Genomic DNA, 17,246 nt, shown 5'->3' with positions numbered 1-17,246 from the left:
GAGATGAAGGAGGATTCATGACAGTAACGCAATTTGAGGGCGCGTCGGCAATCATCAGCGGCGGGGCGGGTGGCTTGGGTGAAGCGGCGGTGCGCCGCCTGCACGCCGACGGTCTCGGCGTGGTGATCGCCGACTTGGCTGACGAGAAAGGTAAGGCGCTGGCCGACGAGCTGGGCGACCGGGCCCGCTTCGTCAGCACCGACGTCACGAGCGAGGACAGCATCCGCGGCGCGATCGAGCAGGCCAACCAGCTTGGTCAGCTGCGTTACGCGGTGGTTGCCCACGGCGGCTTCGGCGTCGCGCAACGCATCGTCGGGCGGGACGGCAGCCCGGCGGACCTCGGCGGCTTCACCAAGACGATCGATCTCTACCTCACCGGCACATACAATTTGGCGCGGTTGGTGGCCGCCGCTGTCGCGACGGCAGAACCGCGAGACGACGGAGAGCGCGGCGCGTTGGTGCTCACAGCGTCGATCGCCGGCTACGAAGGACAAATCGGACAGACCGCCTACGCGGCGGCTAAAGCGGGCGTCATCGGGCTCACCATCGCGGCCGCCCGGGATCTGAGTTCGACCGGCATCCGAGTCAACACGATCGCGCCCGGAACGATGAAGACCCCGATCATGGAGTCGGTCGGTGAAGAGGCAATCGCGAAGTTCGCCGCAAATGTCCCCTTCCCGAAGCGACTCGGCACTCCAGGCGAGTTCGCCGACGCCGCAGCGTTTCTCCTCACCAATGGTTACGTCAATGGAGAGGTGCTGCGCCTCGACGGCGCACAGCGTTTCACACCGAAGTAGGCCCCCGAATGGGGTGCTGAAGCGCGACGCGCTTCGGCACCCCCGGGGACTTCAGAGGCGGCCGTCGACCTGCAGGTCCGGGTGCACCCAGGCGGGCGATCGCTTCTCTTTGAAAGCAACGAAACCTTCGCGTGCCTCGGGCCCCTCCAGACTGGATTGCATGCCGATACGGTCGAACAGCCCCAGGTAATTGTCCAAGCTTGCCTTGATCAGACCTCGAGCTCCTGGCGCCGTCCGACAACACTGCGCCAGGAGTTCCCGCGCTGCGTCGAGCAACCCCTCATGGGGAACCACCCGAGAAACCATGCCCCAATCGAGCGCCTCCGCAGCGGACAACGTACGACCGGTGAGCATCAGATCTCGGGTACGGACCGGCCCGACGAGGCGTGCCAGTATCTGGCTGTAATACGTATCGGCGATCCCCCGGTAAAGCTCGGGCACCCGAAACGTTGCGCGATCACTGACGACGGCAAGGTCGCTGCACAGGGCGATCTGCAGGCCACCGCCCTGACATAGGCCGTTCACCGCTGCCACCACAGGTTTTGCCGACTTGCGCAGGACGTCGAAGGGCGTCACATCCATTCCCAGGGTCGAAGCGAAATCCATCCAGTTGTCCTCGCCCCCCTGACCGAGATCGCCCCCCGGGGCGAATACGTCACCGGTTCCCGTGATCAGCAGTCCGGCCAGGTCGGGATCGGCGTTGACCCGGCTGACCGCATACCGGATACCGAAGTACATCGCCGGCGTCATCGCGTTGCGGGCCTGGGGGCGGTCCAGTGTGCAGATCGCGAATGGGCCTTCCCGTTCGAACCGCAGGTACGGCGTGCCCAGCCAGTCGCCGTCGGGTGGGCGTGGACCGTCATTGAGTGTCTCGGGCATCTGGAGCTCTCTTTCGGATCGCTGCGATTTCGGTCACAACCAAATTATCGAACTAGTTGTATGATTCAAAACCATCGGCGTAACATCCAGCGGGAAAGTCCGAGTCGGCTGACGGCAACCGGTCAGCTGTATACGCGTGAACGCGTGCTCCGGTCAGCAAAAGTCGACGAGAGGAAGAAATAATGGGCTCACTCGACGGCCGGGTCGTCTTCATCACCGGAGCCGCGCGCGGCCAGGGCCGGTCGCACGCGGTCATGTGCGCCGAGCAAGGCGCGAATATCGTCGGCATCGACATCTGCGAAGACCTCGACGTGGTGACCTACAAACTGGGGACCCTCGACGACCTTCAGGAGACGGCGCGCCTCGTCGAAAAGACCGGCCAGGAAATGCTTTTCCGCGCCGCAGACGTCCGTGACAAGTCCGCCCTGCAGGCAGCGTTCGACGCCGGTGTTCAGCAGTTCGGCCACATCGACACCGTGATCGCCAACGCTGGTGTCGTGCTTACCAATGCCGACGAGCGCGACGCCTCTGAAGCGCTGCGACTCGGCCTCGACATCATGTTGGTCGGCGTGTGGAATGCCTTCCAGATCGCGATCCCCCACCTCAAGGAACGCGGCGAAGGCGGGAATCTGATCGCGACCAGTTCCATGATCGCGTTACTGGACCTCACCGACGGACGCGGCGGCTCGGACGCGTACTTGATGTCGAAGGTCGCCATCGTCGGCCTGGTTCGCGCCTACGCGGCGATGCTCGCACCCGATCGTATCCGTGTCAACGCGGTAGCACCCACCAACTGTGCGACGCCGATGATCACCGAGAACCCAGCGCTTTTCAAGGTGATCGAGGAGAACCCCCGCATGGTCAACGCCGTGCAGACCGCGCTGCCGGACTTGCCGTTGATCGAGCCACGCGACGTCTCGAACGCGATCTTGTTCCTTATCAGCGATGCGGGCCGGTCGTTCACCGGCAGCCTACTCAAGGTCGACGCCGGCATGGACGTCCACCGGTAGCGCCCGGGATTCCCGATGGATTACGGAATAGCCGGTAAATCGGCGCTGATCGTCGGCGGCAGCAAGGGCATCGGCTTCGAGGTCGCCAAGATGCTTGCGGCCGAGGGCTGCCAGGTAGCGGTGCTGGCACGAACCAAGACCGACGTCGACGCTGCGGTGGATAGGATTCGCGCCGCAGGCGGAACCGCGATCGGCGTCTGCGCTGACGTCAGCCGCCAGCAGGAGGTGGACGACGCCGTGCGCCAAATCACCACCGAGTCGGGTCCGCCCCTGGTGGTGGTGGGTCAGGCCAAATACCAACGGCCCGGCGACTTCGACGACATCACCGACGTCACCGTGTATCGCGAGTCGTTCGAGTTGCACACGATGAGCCAGATCTTTCTGTTACAGGCTGTGCTGCCGGGCATGCGGGAAGCCGGCTGGGGACGGTTCGTCCACATCGGCTCGGCAACTGCGAAAGAACCGGCCGGCAATATTCACCACGCGGTCGCGAACACCAGTCGACCGTCGACGATCGGCCTACTCAAGACGGTGTCCGACGAATACGCCCGCTACGGCGTGACGATCAATACCGTTGCGCCGGGCTGGATCGAAACCGACAATGCGACGGCATACCTCGACAAGATCCTCGGAGCCAGCACCGAGGAACAGCGACGCGAGTTCATGCTGACTCAGGCCCGCGTCCCCGCCGCGCGGATGGGTGCGGCGCACGAAATTGCTTCACTGATCACGTATCTGTGTTCCGAGCCGGCCGGTTACATCACCGGAAGCTGGATCGAGGTTGACGGCGGGTTGCACCGATCCGCATTTTAGCCGGCCGTGTGACGCACGTATTCACGCACTGATGCCCGCAGTGAGAATCGCCGCCAATTCCCGATACGCACGCGCATCATCGAGGCCGGTGTTGGCCCGCACTGCCCCCTGCTGAATCCTGGCCATCATCGTGGCCGCCAAGTCGGCGGCGAAGGCAGCGTGGACCTTGCGAAATTCGCCCGAGCGAACCCCGTCACGGATCAACTGCTGAACCCGGTCGGCCGCGATCCGGGTGTTCTTCTCGTAGACCGCACGAGTCGGCGGAAACGCTTCGAGGTCTGCCATGAACCGCTCCGACGCGGCCGCAAGAGCCGTCTCGACCGCAGCGAGATAGGCACCGATCCGTTGGCGAGCCCCGACGACGCCTGCGACGCTCTTCTCGACGTCGTCGGTGGCACGACGGAAGAAGTGCACGGTAACCGCGGTAACGAGTTGTTCCTTACTCCCTGCGAGCGCATAGAGCGTGGACTTCGAGCACCTGAGCCGCGAAACCAGATCGTCGAGCGTCAAATTCGCGAAGCCCTCGATGAGAACCAGATCAAGCAGCTGATCGAACAACTGACTACGCCGCGCGGTGGTGAACTCCGGCCCCCTCGACAGTCCCACCCGGCCATAGTACTGCTAGCCATCTCCTAGTACTGGTATGATACTGCAGACAGTAATAGAGTACTGATTTCAGTTTCAAAGGGGCGTCGTGACCGTCAACCGTTTGCTCCCATCGGACGAGGCGCATGACCTGATACAGCTCGCGCGCGATCTCGGCGACAAACTCCTGGTCCCACTGGTCGACTTACACGAGAAGGCTGAGACCTACCCGGAACACGTCTTCGCTGCGCTCGGCGAAGCCGGGATCCTCAGCCTGCCTTTCCCACAGCAATGGGGCGGCGGTGACCAACCGTACGAGGTCTATCTTCAGGTCCTCGAGGAGATCGCAGCGCGCTGGGCTGCTGTGGCCGTGGCCGTCAGCGTCCATGTCCTCTCCTGCCACCCCCTCGTCGCGTTCGGCATCGACCAGCAGCAGAGCGAGTGGCTTCCGGCCATGCTCGGAGGACAAACCATCGGCGCATATAGCCTGTCCGAGCCTCATGCCGGCTCGGACGCCGCGGCGCTCAACTGCAAAGCCGCCCCCGTCGACGGGGGCTATCGAGTCAACGGGACGAAATCGTGGATCACGCACGGCGGAATCGCGGATTTCTACACATTGTTTGCCCGGACCGGCACCGGGTCCCAAGGGGTTTCGTGTTTTCTGGTCCCCAAAGAAACGCCCGGGCTCACCTTCGGCAAGCCCGAAGAAAAAATGGGACTGCACGCTGTGCCTACCACCTCAGCGCACTACGACGATGCCTTCATTCCCTCGGAGCGACGTATCGGCGCTGACGGTCAAGGCCTCCAGATCGCCTTCAGCGCGCTGGACTCGGGCCGACTCGGAATCGCGGCGGTTGCAGTCGGATTGGCCCAGGCCGCGCTCGATGAGGCCACGGCCTACGCCCAGCAGCGCACAACCTTCGGTCGCAAGATCATCGACCATCAAGGATTGGCGTTCCTGCTCGCCGATATGGCAGCAGCGGTGGATTCAGCCCGCGCCACCTACGTGGACGCCGCACGGCGGCGTGATGCCGGTTTGCCGTATTCGCGCAACGCCTCAGTGGCCAAGTTGGTTGCCACCGACGCCGCGATGAAGGTGACCACCGACGCCGTCCAGGTGTTCGGCGGCTACGGCTATACGCGCGATTACCGTGTCGAGCGGTTCATGCGAGAGGCGAAGATCATGCAGATCTTTGAAGGAACCAACCAGATTCAGCGGCTCGTCATCAGTCGCTCTCTTCGCGATTGACCCCAGACCGCACCTGAACCGAACCACACACAGAGGAGCCGGAATACCATGCTGACAACGAAGTTCACCGAGGTTTTCGGGGTGCAGCACCCCATCGCCCAGGGTGGTATGCAGTGGGTCGGCCGCGCCGAACTGGTTGCCGCGGTGGCCAATGCGGGCGGGCTCGGTTTCATCACCGCGCTGACCCAGCCCACCCCGGGGGATCTGGCCAACGAGATCGCCCGCACCCGGGATCTGACCGACAAGCCGTTCGGGGTGAACCTGACCATCCTGCCGGCGATCAACCCGCCGCCCTATGACGAGTACCGGCAGGTGATCGTCGACGCCGGCATCAAGATCGTGGAGACCGCCGGGTCCAACCCGGCCCCGCACCTGCCAATGTTTCATGACAACGGAATCAAGGTGCTGCACAAATGCACCTCGGTTCGGCACGCGGTCAAGGCGCAGAGCCTGGGCGTGGACGGCATCAGCATCGACGGCTTCGAGTGCGCCGGTCACCCGGGTGAGGATGACATCCCGGGTCTGGTGCTGATCCCCGCCGCGGCTGCCCAGATCGAGATCCCGATGATCGCCTCGGGTGGTTTCGCCGACGCGCGTGGCCTGGTCGCGGCACTGGCGCTCGGTGCCGACGGCATCAACATGGGGACGCGGTTCATGTGCACCGTCGAATCCTGCATCCACCAGAACGTGAAGGAAACCATCGTCGCCGGTGACGAGCGCGGCACCGAGCTGATCTTCCGGCCGCTGCGCAACACCTCCCGGGTGGCCTCCAACGTCGTCTCACGGGAGGTCGTCGAGATCCTCAAGGGCGGCGGGCAGTTCGAGGACGTCAAGGATCTGGTGGCCGGGGTGCGGGGCCGGCGGGTCTTCGACGACGGTGACGTCGACGCCGGCATCTGGACCGTCGGCACCGCGATGGGCCTGATCAACGACATCCCCACCGTCGGGGAACTCGTCTCGCGGATCGTGGCCGAGGCCGAGGAGATCATCACCGGCCGCCTGGGTGACATGGTCGACGACGAAGACCAGGAGAACGTCGCATAAGCCTCGATCCGCCGATGACAGACTGCCGCGCGGCGCCTCCCACCTCACCGCGTGGACGTGCTTCTTGTTCTCCAGGATGACGGCTACCGTTGCGCCGGCCTCTTTCCGCGTGTCTCATCTCGGCGAACCCGATCACCGTCTCCGATGGCTGAAGAAATGAGCGCGGCCTGACCGGAATTGAGGCGATTGCGGATCTACCTCGTCCCATGACACGGGTCAGCGAGTCATATTCGGGCCGAATCATCCTTTCCCCTAAGCGATTTATCTGACGAGATCTGATCTCGCCATCCTCGCTGCCAGGCCAATCCGAAGAGACCAAATATTTTTTGGCATTTGTGTCAAAATTGTTCTAAACTGGATGTCGATGCCAACATCATCAGAAACTCCCGATAACTCCACTGTGGCGGTCGTCTGTGTGGAATGCCAAAACGGTGTCCTAGGCCCGGATTCGGTCTTGCCCGCCCTCGCCGTCGACAGTGGCGATCTCATCACGAATCTTCGCCGATTGCTCGACACCGCCCGCCGTTCCGGTATCCGCGTCGTGCACGCCACTTACGAAGGCAGCTTGGGCGCCAATCACGTTGGTACAGCGCGGCTCTGGCGGTCATTGGGGCCCGCAACCGCCGACTGGGCGCCCGACACCACCGCCACCCAGGTCATTCCCGAACTACTGGCACCCGGCGACCTGGTCCTACCACGCCACCACGGCCTGTTCCCCACCCAGGATTCCGAATTATTGGCCGTGCTCAAGGGGCTCGGCGTACGCACCGTTGTCCTGACTGGGGTATCGCTGAATTTGGCGTTACCCCACACCGCCGGACACCTCACCCAGTCCGGGTTCGACCTGATTGTGCCCCGCGATGCCGTCGGCGGCACTCCCGCCAGCTACGCCGCAGAGGTACTGAACAACACCATCGCGGTGCTCGGCCGGATCGTCACTGTCGACAAGCTCATCGGTGAGTGGGGCGGCGAACCTCAGAAGAGCTCAACTCCCAAGTGAGCCCGCACTATTCACCGGAACAGGCCAAGTCCCGGTGCCGGGGAAGATGGGTGTCGGCGATCAGCAACCAGGCCGGGCCTGAACACGGTACATTTCTCGATATGAGGAATATCCCGGGCCCCCAGTCGAACTCGGGACGATTTTTCGTCGCCTGGTTGTCGGTCGGATTGGCGAGTGTGAGCATCGGCGCCTGTTCATCGGCACCGCCGGCCGTGTCACGACAGCCCGGGCTCTTGTCTTCCGGAACGGCGCAAGTCACGATCGGCGACGAGGACATTCCCGAGACCCACACGGCGACTTGTACATCGATCGGATCTTCAACGACGATCGCGACCGGTACCCGGGCCGAAGGTCTGGACGCACTTGTGTCCAACCAAGACGCGCTCACCGTTCGGTCAATCAACATCCATGGCTTAGGGGGCTTCACGGGTAGCTACGTGGAAGGCCTCCAAGGGCAGGCGCAGGTAACCATGGGCGGTCAGACCTATACGATCCGCGGTACTGCCTACGGCTTCGAAGCAGATAACCCCAGCGCCAGGACTACGAGCACATTTGCGATCAAGGTCGCCTGCTAGTCCCTTGCTCGGGGTGACGGGAAGGCCGGCATTATCGACTGGGCCGGCGCGCCATGTGTGATGTTCGACCGCCACCCCGTTCGCAATCTAAATGGGGTCGAACGCGGAGATCAGCCAGCGGTTGTCCACCTTGTCCAGAGTCACCCGGACTGTGGAAGCGGTATCGGTGGGCGGATCGTTGCCGACGAGCACGGTCTGGTTGACGAATAGGAGCGCCACCGCGTGGCGTGGAGTCGCCGATACCGAGGCGGCAGCGGGAACCGTGGCAGCCGCCGAGATGTGATGTTTCTTTGCGCCGGGAATTACTACATCGTGGACCAGCTGGGTGTAGGAATCCTTGAAGTTTCCGGTCAATCGATCGCGGGCGGCCTCTAGATCCTTCTCCGCGGTATCCGGCTGGTAGGACAGCAGCGCCACGGTGGATTCTTTCGCAACCTCCACCGACTCGACGCCTGCAAGTGCGGACCCCCGGGTCCACGAATCCTGCCACTTCAGATAACCCGCGCCCGCCGCAACCGACACCGCCAACGCGGGCAATATCACGAGCGCCAGCAATCGCGACCACTGGAATCGGTGCTTCGATGCCGGCGACTGGGCATCATCGGATGACATGTTCTCTGATTCCAGCAGGTCGGCGGCGTCGCCCGCATCCCCAGTCTCGCCGGACAGCGGCGGCGTCACGGTACGAACGCCACGTTGGAGATCTTCGGTTCGGCACCGACTTTCTGCACCGAGATTCGCATCCGCCAATGCCGCGGCTCCTGTTCGATCGCACCGAGATTCGACGTTTTCACAGACACCGCAACCAGAACCTGAGCCTCGTCGCTCGACTGTGACTCCAAGCCCGCCTCGGTGATTGTCCCTACCGACTTCGCTTGCGTCTTCTCGATTACCTGGACGAAAGGATCCGATCGCTGGGAGAAGTCGTCGTAGAAGGTTCCGGTTGCAGAATCCAGGATGCGCTGCACGTCGGCGTCTACGTGCTCCCAGTCGATCGTCGTCAGGTTAAGCGCACCTTGCCGAGCAACCTGAACCAAGAACTCACGCTGCTGCTGGGCCTGACGAGCCTGATACCCCCGAAACCCCAGCCAGCCGGCGAGCGCGGTCAGCGCGACGACCATGATCAATCCGAGCACCATTGCCAGCCGCACAGGCGACACCGGCTTCTTCGCAGTGACGTTTCCGTCGGCGTCGTCATCAACGGCAGCAACGTCATCGACGCATTCATCCGAAATCTCCAGCGGCTCCGGTTCCGGTGCGCCCGTCGCCTCGGATGTCTCATCGATGGATTCCGATGAACCCTCCTCGACGCAACCGGCCGATGTCGGCGACGTCTCCGGCGCGGCTGATTCGCTCACCTCTGAGTCGGGGGGATCAGCATGCTCTGCCATGTTTGCTCCTTAGTAGGCCCGCGACCCAAGTCGGATTGGCTGTACATGCGCCCGTCCGGTCCGACGTACATGCCGGTAGGCGGGTCGTATTCCAGGGCCGCCATCGGGGGCGGTTGTGGACCCGGTGGCGAGGGCGGTGCGGCCTGCCCGGCAGGCTCCTCCCCCGGCCTGAACTGCGGGATGCCCTGACCCGTATACGTTGCGTTCGGATCACCCTTCCAGTTGAAGCCATCGTTCAGCGGGACGTATGTCTCGTCGCTTTCACACATCTTCACCGTCGGGGCACGCTTACCAGGGCGGGTCTCACACGGCAGATTGCGGGCTCCGCGCACGTTGAACACCGAGTCTTGCGGTATCCGACAGTATATGTCGCCCGCAGGCGGCGCCGGGTAATCCTCGTGGCTGGCGGCCCGCTGCTGTTGAACCGGCAGGAAACCCGTGGTGCATGGCGGCGGCAAGTTCAGATTCAAGTTGAAGCTGAGGAAGCTACCTACGTAATCCTGCTTGGTATGCCTGTTGGCGACCGTGGTCCCTTGGATATTCGCCGCCCCCTGCGGGAGTTCCACCAGAAGAGCTTCCAGGTTGTCGCGGTAGGTGACCCCCACCTCGCCGACATTGACCAGGTTGGCCGCCACAATCTGCAACGTGGGGTTCAGCCGGTCGAGTAGCTGGCGGACCTCGTCGGCCATTGGTCCGCCCGTCTGTAGCAGTCCCGCGACCGCCGGGTCGTTGTCGCGCAGTTGCGACGTGATGGTCGCCAGGCGGGCGGCCCATGCCTGCACCGCATCCGATGACTGGGTTTGGCTGTCCAAGACGGGCTTTGACTCGTCGATCAAGGTAACGAGCGCGTCGAGGTTCTTGCGGGCATCGCTCGATAGCTTGGCTGTGCCGCTCACCAGCCGGGAGAGTTCCGGGCCGAGTCCCGCCACGGCGATATTTCCCTGATCGACGACGGTCGCCAGGTTCTCCCGTGGGATTGCGGTCAAGCCGCGGTTAGTCGCGCGCAACAGTGCGTTGAGATTCGGCGGAACATAAGTGCGGTCCTCGGGGATCACGTCGCCGTCTTTCAACGACGGTCCGTCCCCGGTGTTCGGCAGCAACTCGACATATTGCTCGCCGACCGCGGACACGCTGTGCACCTCGGCGCTGAGATCGGCCGGGATACGAACGTCCGAATCCAGCTGAAGTACCGCCTCGGCAGCACTATCGGAGAGCCGAACAGCGTGCACCCGGCCAACCTCGACGCCGCGGTAGGTTACATTCCCGCCCGGGTAGAGACCCCCGGCTTGGGGCAGTCGCACCGTAACCGTGTAGCGGTTGAGGCCTAAGAATGCAGTCGGGACCTGCATGTAGTTGAAGAACATGATGGTTCCCGCGATCAGGCTGACAACCGCGAAGACCAGTAGCTGGATTCTGATTCGTCTGGTGAGCACGGCGTCAGGGCCCCTGGTCTAATTGGTAGGGCGCAACCAGCGGGTTGCCGGGGTTGTACTGACTGCCGGCCATGCACGGGCTGGGCATCTGCCCGATGGTCCGGCCCCACTGCAGCTCTAGTTCGGTCAGATTGCATTCGAACCGGGTACCGGTGAGAAATGCCGAGTCGAGCCGGCTCAGCGTCAGGTCGATGATGGCTGTCAGGTTCGCATAGTCGCCGCGCAACCATTTGGTGACTGTGCTTGTGGGGAACGGGAAGGTTCCGTATAAATCCAGCGCTTGGGTCAGCGCCGGCCCGGCATCGGCCAGTGACTGCAGCACCGGGCCGAGGTCCTTCAGCTCCTTGACCAGGTTTTCCTTGGTCTTGTTGACCGAGTCAGCGGCAAGTGCGCCGAATCTGCCTAGTTCAGCGAATGTGTCGGCGAGGGCGTCCCGCTCGTCTTTCAGCACGGTCAACGTGTCCGGGATGGTCTTCAACGCCTTGTCGATCACCGGCCTCTGGTCGGCGAACTGCCCAACCAGGTTGTTGAGACTATCCGTTGCGGCGATGATGTCGTCTTTTTGGTTGTTGAGCTGACCAACGAACTTATCGAGCTGTCCGAGCAGGCTTCTCAGGTCTTCCTCACGGCCAATGAATGCGGTGCTCAAGGTCTCGGTGATGTCCTGGATCTGGCCCAGTCCGCCGCCGTTGAGTAGCAACGAAACCGCGGCCAACGTGCGCTCGGTTGACGGATAGGCGCCGGCTGACGACAGCGGGATCAGCGACCCGGTTTTGAGCTTGCCCTCGGACGCCGAACTGGTGGGGGGCGCGAGTTCGACATGCACCGAACCCAGCAGGCTGGTCTGCCCGATCGTGGCGGTCGCGTTCGTCGGCAGATCGACGTCGCCGTCGATCGTCATGGTGACCAGCGCATGCCAGCCGCGAAGCTCGATGTTGGTCACCTTGCCGACGGTGACGTCGTTGACCCGAACCCGAGAATTTCGCTCTAGATTTTGCACATCGGGCATCTCGGCTTGGACGGTGTACGAACCCGGGCCGCCTCCCTTGGTTCCCGGCAGCGGAAACGAGTTCACACCTCGAAAACCGCAGCCGGACAACCCTACGACGGTGAGCATCGCCAGTAGCACCGCCGCTGTGCGCCACCAGTACCGTGACCTGTTCATGGTGTACCTCCCGGTGGCGACATCATTCCGGGCAAGCCCTCGTCTGGATCGATCGGCACCCGTTGGGTGTCCGGAGGCGCCGAGGCCTCTGCCGACATCGGTGAAGTCGCGGCTGCCTGCGGGGGTGCTGGCGGTGACGGGGGAATGTAGTCCGGCCGCAGCCAGTCCTGGCTATAGGTGATTTCATTCGGCCGCGCCGCAGCGCCGACGAAAAGGTTCTCTGCCAGCGGCGGGAAGTTGAATTGTCGGTTCTTCATGATCGGCGCCATATATTGCACGCACAGTTTCGCCGACTCTTCGGCGCCGCGGCGCGAGGCCGCCTGCACCGCACTGCACAGGAACTGAACCGGGTTGGCGAACTGGTTTACCGCCAACGTGCCGGTCATCGCGCCCTGCGCGGGCTGGTAGATGTTGAGGAAGTTCTGGAAGGCGGTCGGGCCGACATGCAGAATCTGTTTGACGTTATCGAGGCTTTCGTTGACCGCGTTTGACACCGAGGCCAGCTTGTCGGAGGTGGTTCCCAGCGCCTCGCGGTTATCGGCCACGAAGCTGGTGACGTCGGCGACCACGTCGTTGAGGTTTCGTAGGGCTCTTCCGACCTCGTTGGGATCGTTGGTCAACACAGTCGTCACCGCGGCCAGATTCTCGTTCAGCTGTCGCAGCACGTCGCTGCTGCCGCGCAGCGCCGAGACCAGGACGGACAAGTTCTTGACGGTGCTGAACACGTCGTCGCTGTGGTCGCCGATCGCAGACATGGCCTGAGACATCTTGATAATGGTGTCGCGGATGTCAGGGCCCTGGCCGCGCAGGTTGTCCGCGGCCGTGTTGATGAATGCCCCCAGCGTGCTGGTGCCACCGGGTTCGGTGGGCTGCAGTGTCTGCGTCAGTTTCTCGAGTTGCTGGCGCAAATCGTCGTATTCCACCGGAACCGCAGTACGTTCCTGCGGTATCAGTGCGCCGGCCGACAACACTGCTCCGCCCGTATAAGCGGGGGTCAACTGGATGGATCGCGGCGTCACGAGGGACGGCGACAGGATGACGGCCTTGGCGTCGGCAGGCACCTTGTATTTGTTGCGGTACCAGAAGGTGATCTTGACCTGGGTCGGTTCCGGTTCGATCTTCTCGATTTTGCCGACGCGCACGCCCAAAATGACGACGTCGTCCCCGTTGTACAGCCCGGTGCTGTCTGCGAAATAGGCGGCGACAGTGGTACGTCCGATGCCGCCGTCAGTCCGCGCCGCCGCGAGCAGGCCGCCGATCAGCAGCAGCACGAGCGTCAACGCCAGGCCGGTCTTGGCCTTACGTGAATTCATCGTCCACCACCTTCACCCGGCGACGCCGAGCCTGCGGACGCCGCCGGTGCGGCTTGCCCGGAGCCCGCAGGTGCCAGAGCGGGCGGCCCTGGCGGCGGCCCGCCGGGGGCCGGTGCGGGTCCCGGGTCTCGATAGGGGTAGCAGCCGGGGCCGGGCAACGGCACACCGGGCCAACCACACGGTTGATCGCTCGGGTTGCCGGTAATGGCGTCCGGGATCGTCCGGCGTGGTTCCCCGCCCTGGCCGGTCCGCGGGTAGGGGACCGGAAGCGGCGGTGTTCCCGGCTGGCCAGCCTCCGGGTCGGAGCGTTCCGAAGGCAGCACCACATTCGGATCGAGACCCAGGTCGGAGAAAGCCGCGTCGATGAACGGCTGCACGTACTGGCCGGGCGCCAGGTTGACGACATAGGCCTTGTAGAACGGCCCGGACGACACCGCTTCACCAAGTCGTAAGGAGTAGTGGTCCAGCCCTACGATCGCTTGCTGCACGCGTTCTTTGCGATTGTCGACAATGGCTAAGACCTCGTTGAGCTTGTCCAGCGTCGGCTTGAGCGTGCTGCGGTTCTCGGCGATGAAGCCCTTCACCTGCTGGGCCGCCGCAGAGAGATTGTTGGAAATCTGATCCAGTGCCTGGCGCTGGCTTTGCAGTTGCACTAACAGCGCGTTGGTGTTGGCGACCAGGTTGACGACTTTCTCGCTGCGTTCGGCGAGCACCGTCGTCGCCTTATTGGCGTTACTCAACAGGTTCCGCAGCTCGGTGTCGCGTTCGTCCAGGGTCTGCGAGAACCGCGCCAGCCCCCCCAGCGCAGCCTTGAGATCGGGTGGGGTGTTGGAGAACGTGTCGGCCAGCACAGCGAGCGATTCGGACAAACGATCGGTATTCAACCCGCTGATGGTTGTCGTGAGATCACCCAGTGCGTCGGGCAATTGATAGGCAGACTTGGTCCGCTCGAGCGGTATCGCCCCGGCCAGCTGGCCGTCTCCACGCGGTGTGACCTCGAGGACCTTGGTCCCGAGCAGGGTCTTCAACTTGATTGCTGCCTCGGTGCGGTCACCCATGCGCACGTTGCTCGCGACATGGAACTTGACCAACACCCGCGGTCCGTCCAGATCGACGCTCGAGACCTGACCGACTTTCAAACCCGACACCTGAACGGTGTTGCCAGACACCAGGCCACCCGCCTCGGCAAAGTACGCGGAGTAGGTCTTGCCCCTGTTGACAGGCAGCAGCTTGTCATAGTTGATGGACAGCACCATCAAGGTCACCGTGATGCCGATCCCGATGGCCCCGACGAGGAACGGGTTGCGTTCGGAGAAGGGTTTCATTGCGGCGTGCACCTTCCGGTTTGCTGGCCGGCGACCTTGACATAAACCGGTTGTCCGCCTTTCCCGTTGAGCTTCAGCACGAGGTCGCACAGATAGAAGCTGAACCAGTCGCCGGTCTGGCCCTGTCTGTTGATGACATCCGTTGCGTCAGGCCATTTCTCGAGGTAGTTGTCGAAGAATTCACGATCATTGAGCACCGTTCCGGCAGTCCGGTCCGTCTCGGCGACAACCTTCTGCAGTGGCGGTCGGGCTTGTGCCAACAGGTCGGCGATCGACGCTGCAGCGGCGTTCGCGTAGACAACCCCGTTGCTGACGTCTTGCTTGCGGGCTTCTAGGCCGGCAACAAGTTCGGAGAGTGAGTCGACTCCCTTGGCGAACTGCTTGCTCTCGCCGCTGATCGAACCCAGCACGGTGTTGATGTTGGTGATGACTTGGCCGATCAATTGATCCCGATCGGCCAGCGTGTTAGTCAGCGTCGCGGCTTGGGCGAGAAAAGAACCGATCGTGCCGCCCTGTCCCTGGAAGGCCGCGATCAGTTGGCCGGTCAATTTGTTCACCTGGTCGGGGTCCAACGCACGAAACAGCGGCCGGAAGCCTCCGATCAGAGCGTCGAGGTCCAGTGCGGGCTCGGTGCGACTCAGTGGGATGGTTGCGCCCGGTTGAAGTCTCTTTACTTCCCCGGCGCCTTCCTCGAGTGCCATATATCTGCCCGCGACGAGGTCAGCAAAGCGCACGGCCGCCCTGGTGCCCTCAGTGAGTACCACGGTGTCGGCTGCGGAGAACTCCACGACCACAGTTGAGTCCGGCTGGATGGTGATGTTTTTCACCTTGCCGACCTCGACACCTGCGACGCGGACGAAGTTTCCACTCTCCAGCCCGGACACGTTGGTGAACTGGGCCCGGTAGGTCTTCTCCGATTGGAAACGCAACTGGGCGAAGACGGCAAACAGCCCGAACGCGCCGAGCATGCATACGACTGCGTAGATCGTCAGGCGCCACGCGACGCCTAGCAAGTTCTCGTGCATCTCTAGGTTCCTCTACGGCTTTTACGGTCCACGGCCATCAGGGCGCTGGGGGAGGCGGCGGCGCGCACGGTTCGTTCAAGATTCCGCACGTTGCCTGCACTCCGGACGGCGATGTCGGCACGAACGGTTCGGACCCAGCCGGCGGGGGGCCGGGGTCTCGGGGCCGGCCCGGCGGGGGTGCCGGCGGCAGGCCGGGATAAAGCGGCGTCCCGTCCGGGGCGTAGAGCTGCCCGCCGTAGGGTGGTGCGCCCGGGTAGGGGATTGGGCCCGGCGCCTGGCCGTACGGGTGACGGACACTGGGCGGCTGGGGCATTCCCCTGGTAGCGGGGAACCAGTCGGCGTAGCCCGGGAAGCCGATACCGGGATTGGGTCGCATATCCACTCCGCGACCCCACCCGGAATCGGTGACCAGGTAGCGCTGCGGCCAGTTCAGGGCAACGTCAGGAAGCGATCCACATCCCGGCTGGCCGCCGGGGCCGCCCTTGATATCGTTGATCGGCAGGTGGTCCGGGTACCGGTACGGGTCGTCGCCCAGCAGCAGCGAGACGTCCAAGATCTCCGAATATCCGTTGGCGCCGCCCGAGGCGTCTCGAATGCCGCTGTCTAGCGCGACTTTCGCGCCTACCAGGGTGCAGGTCAGCTGCGGGTTGTACTTCATCAGCAGACGCGTCGTGGATTCCAGCAAGTTGATGCCGTGCTCCAGGTTGTCCTTGGCAGGGCCGATCAGGTTGACGCCGCTACGAGCAAGGCCGCTGACGGCGAGCAGCAATGAGTCGAGCTGCTTGGCGTTATCGGTGATAGTGGTGCTCGTCGTGCTGACGGTATCCAGCACCGTCAAGATGTTGCCGGCAGCCGCGCTGTAGGTGTCGCTGACCTCCTTGAGAGCGCGGAAGTCGGCACGGACGGTCTCGCTGCGCGGGTTGGTCGCCAACAGAACCTGGTTGAAGTCGCTGGTGGCCTCGCCCAGGGCTTTGCCTTTGCCTCGAAAGCCGTCGGCCAGCGCGGTGAGTATGCCGTTCAGTTTGGGTACGTCGATCTGGTCCAGCACTCCAACGAGGTTCTGGAACACCGTGTTGATTTCCGTGCTCACGTTGCGTGATTGCACCACCGCACCGGCTGCCAGCCGTTTCGGGCTGGGAGCGGTTGGCGGGAGCAGATCAACGTACTTGGCACCGAACGCTGTGGTGGCGGTGATCTCTGCCGCAACGTTGGCGGGTATGTGTTTGAGCTGTTCCGGGTAGAGTTCCAGCTGAAGTTTCACCGGGTCACCCGACTGGAGCGATGCAACGCGACCGACCTGGACGCCGCGGTACTTCACCTTCGCACCGGGTTCCATGACCAGCCCCGACCTGTCCGACGTCAGGGTCACCCGGGCATAAGGTCTGAAGTCTCTGTTGAACGCTCCCAGCGTCAGCACAAGTGCGCCGATGATGAGGGCGAAAAGCACTACCGTCCACAAACCCGGGTGCAGTCCGGCTTCGCGCTGTTTCCTTTTCATCGTCACTAACCCGACAAGTTGAAGTTGCCGGAGACCCCGTAGGCGGCCATCGCCACCGCCAACGTCACTGCCACGGCCAAGACCAGTGAGGGAGGAATTGTCAATACCTGTGGATCGGGGTGTTTCAGGCGACCTCCGTTTCGG

General features: G+C 63.2%; 17 protein-coding genes. 7 read left to right on the top strand and 10 right to left on the bottom strand.

The window, feature by feature from the left end; genetic code table 11:
• The first annotated feature begins 17 nt into the window (after window positions 1-17).
• On the top strand, window positions 18-797 hold the full coding sequence (locus tag K6T84_RS20250) for an SDR family oxidoreductase (protein ID WP_329786775.1): 780 nt from the start codon (window positions 18-20) through the stop codon (window positions 795-797).
• Between the two features lie 51 nt (window positions 798-848).
• Here the strand turns inward: K6T84_RS20250 and K6T84_RS20245 are convergent, their stop codons facing one another.
• Complete coding sequence (locus K6T84_RS20245) at window positions 849-1,676, bottom strand: enoyl-CoA hydratase/isomerase family protein (RefSeq protein ID WP_329786774.1); 828 nt, start codon at window positions 1,674-1,676, stop codon at window positions 849-851.
• 182 nt (window positions 1,677-1,858) lie between these two features.
• Here K6T84_RS20245 and K6T84_RS20240 point away from each other — a divergent pair, with 182 nt between their 5' ends.
• Window positions 1,859-2,686: a mycofactocin-coupled SDR family oxidoreductase gene (locus tag K6T84_RS20240; RefSeq protein ID WP_329786773.1), complete on the top strand. Its 828-nt coding sequence runs from the start codon at window positions 1,859-1,861 to the stop codon at window positions 2,684-2,686.
• A gap of 15 nt (window positions 2,687-2,701) precedes the next feature.
• Window positions 2,702-3,499, top strand: coding sequence for an SDR family oxidoreductase (locus K6T84_RS20235; protein WP_329786772.1), 798 nt, complete (start codon window positions 2,702-2,704; stop codon window positions 3,497-3,499).
• A gap of 21 nt (window positions 3,500-3,520) precedes the next feature.
• Here the strand turns inward: K6T84_RS20235 and K6T84_RS20230 are convergent, their stop codons facing one another.
• Entirely contained in the window at window positions 3,521-4,105 is a 585-nt protein-coding gene (locus K6T84_RS20230; RefSeq protein ID WP_408066152.1) for a TetR/AcrR family transcriptional regulator, read from the bottom strand.
• Between the two features lie 88 nt (window positions 4,106-4,193).
• Here K6T84_RS20230 and K6T84_RS20225 point away from each other — a divergent pair, with 88 nt between their 5' ends.
• The 4 genes from K6T84_RS20225 to K6T84_RS20210 all read left to right on the top strand — a co-directional run bounded on the left by K6T84_RS20225 (window position 4,194) and on the right by K6T84_RS20210 (window position 7,952).
• Entirely contained in the window at window positions 4,194-5,333 is a 1,140-nt protein-coding gene (locus K6T84_RS20225) for an acyl-CoA dehydrogenase family protein (RefSeq protein ID WP_329786771.1), read from the top strand.
• 48 nt (window positions 5,334-5,381) lie between these two features.
• Window positions 5,382-6,377 (top strand): NAD(P)H-dependent flavin oxidoreductase, encoded by a 996-nt coding sequence (locus tag K6T84_RS20220; protein WP_329786770.1) that lies wholly within the window; start codon window positions 5,382-5,384, stop codon window positions 6,375-6,377.
• Window positions 6,378-6,741: 364 nt separating this feature from the next.
• On the top strand, window positions 6,742-7,377 hold the full coding sequence (locus tag K6T84_RS20215) for a cysteine hydrolase family protein (RefSeq protein ID WP_329786769.1): 636 nt from the start codon (window positions 6,742-6,744) through the stop codon (window positions 7,375-7,377).
• 50 nt (window positions 7,378-7,427) lie between these two features.
• The gene (locus K6T84_RS20210) at window positions 7,428-7,952 is read left to right on the top strand and encodes a lipoprotein LpqH (RefSeq protein WP_329786768.1); all 525 of its coding nucleotides are present in this window, start codon (window positions 7,428-7,430) and stop codon (window positions 7,950-7,952) included.
• A gap of 87 nt (window positions 7,953-8,039) precedes the next feature.
• Here K6T84_RS20210 and K6T84_RS20205 read toward each other — a convergent pair whose 3' ends face one another.
• Genes K6T84_RS20205 through K6T84_RS20170 form a run of 8 tightly spaced genes read right to left on the bottom strand, consistent with a single transcriptional unit; the run spans window position 8,040 to window position 17,102 of the window.
• On the bottom strand, window positions 8,040-8,633 hold the full coding sequence (locus K6T84_RS20205; protein WP_329786767.1) for an Rv1363c family protein: 594 nt from the start codon (window positions 8,631-8,633) through the stop codon (window positions 8,040-8,042).
• Window positions 8,630-9,343: an Rv1363c family protein gene (locus K6T84_RS20200; RefSeq protein WP_329786766.1), complete on the bottom strand. Its 714-nt coding sequence runs from the start codon at window positions 9,341-9,343 to the stop codon at window positions 8,630-8,632. The genes K6T84_RS20205 and K6T84_RS20200 overlap by 4 nt, the downstream gene beginning before the upstream one ends.
• Entirely contained in the window at window positions 9,307-10,776 is a 1,470-nt protein-coding gene (locus K6T84_RS20195) for an MCE family protein (RefSeq protein WP_329786765.1), read from the bottom strand. Before K6T84_RS20195 ends, K6T84_RS20200 begins: the two co-directional genes overlap by 37 nt.
• 4 nt (window positions 10,777-10,780) lie before the next feature.
• Complete coding sequence (locus K6T84_RS20190; protein ID WP_408066151.1) at window positions 10,781-11,941, bottom strand: virulence factor Mce family protein; 1,161 nt, start codon at window positions 11,939-11,941, stop codon at window positions 10,781-10,783.
• Complete coding sequence (locus K6T84_RS20185; protein ID WP_329786764.1) at window positions 11,938-13,254, bottom strand: MCE family protein; 1,317 nt, start codon at window positions 13,252-13,254, stop codon at window positions 11,938-11,940. Before K6T84_RS20185 ends, K6T84_RS20190 begins: the two co-directional genes overlap by 4 nt.
• Window positions 13,251-14,579, bottom strand: a complete 1,329-nt coding sequence (locus K6T84_RS20180) for an MCE family protein (protein ID WP_329786763.1) — start codon at window positions 14,577-14,579, stop codon at window positions 13,251-13,253. Before K6T84_RS20180 ends, K6T84_RS20185 begins: the two co-directional genes overlap by 4 nt.
• Window positions 14,576-15,604: an MCE family protein gene (locus K6T84_RS20175; protein ID WP_329786762.1), complete on the bottom strand. Its 1,029-nt coding sequence runs from the start codon at window positions 15,602-15,604 to the stop codon at window positions 14,576-14,578. The genes K6T84_RS20180 and K6T84_RS20175 overlap by 4 nt, the downstream gene beginning before the upstream one ends.
• A 37-nt stretch (window positions 15,605-15,641) precedes the next feature.
• Complete coding sequence (locus K6T84_RS20170) at window positions 15,642-17,102, bottom strand: MCE family protein (RefSeq protein WP_329786807.1); 1,461 nt, start codon at window positions 17,100-17,102, stop codon at window positions 15,642-15,644.
• Window positions 17,103-17,246 lie beyond the last annotated feature (144 nt).

Source organism: Mycobacterium zoologicum (assembly GCF_020181635.2).
In the GTDB taxonomy this organism is placed as follows: Bacteria; Actinomycetota; Actinomycetes; order Mycobacteriales; family Mycobacteriaceae; genus Mycobacterium; species Mycobacterium zoologicum.
This window is presented reverse-complemented; position numbering and strand designations above follow the sequence as displayed.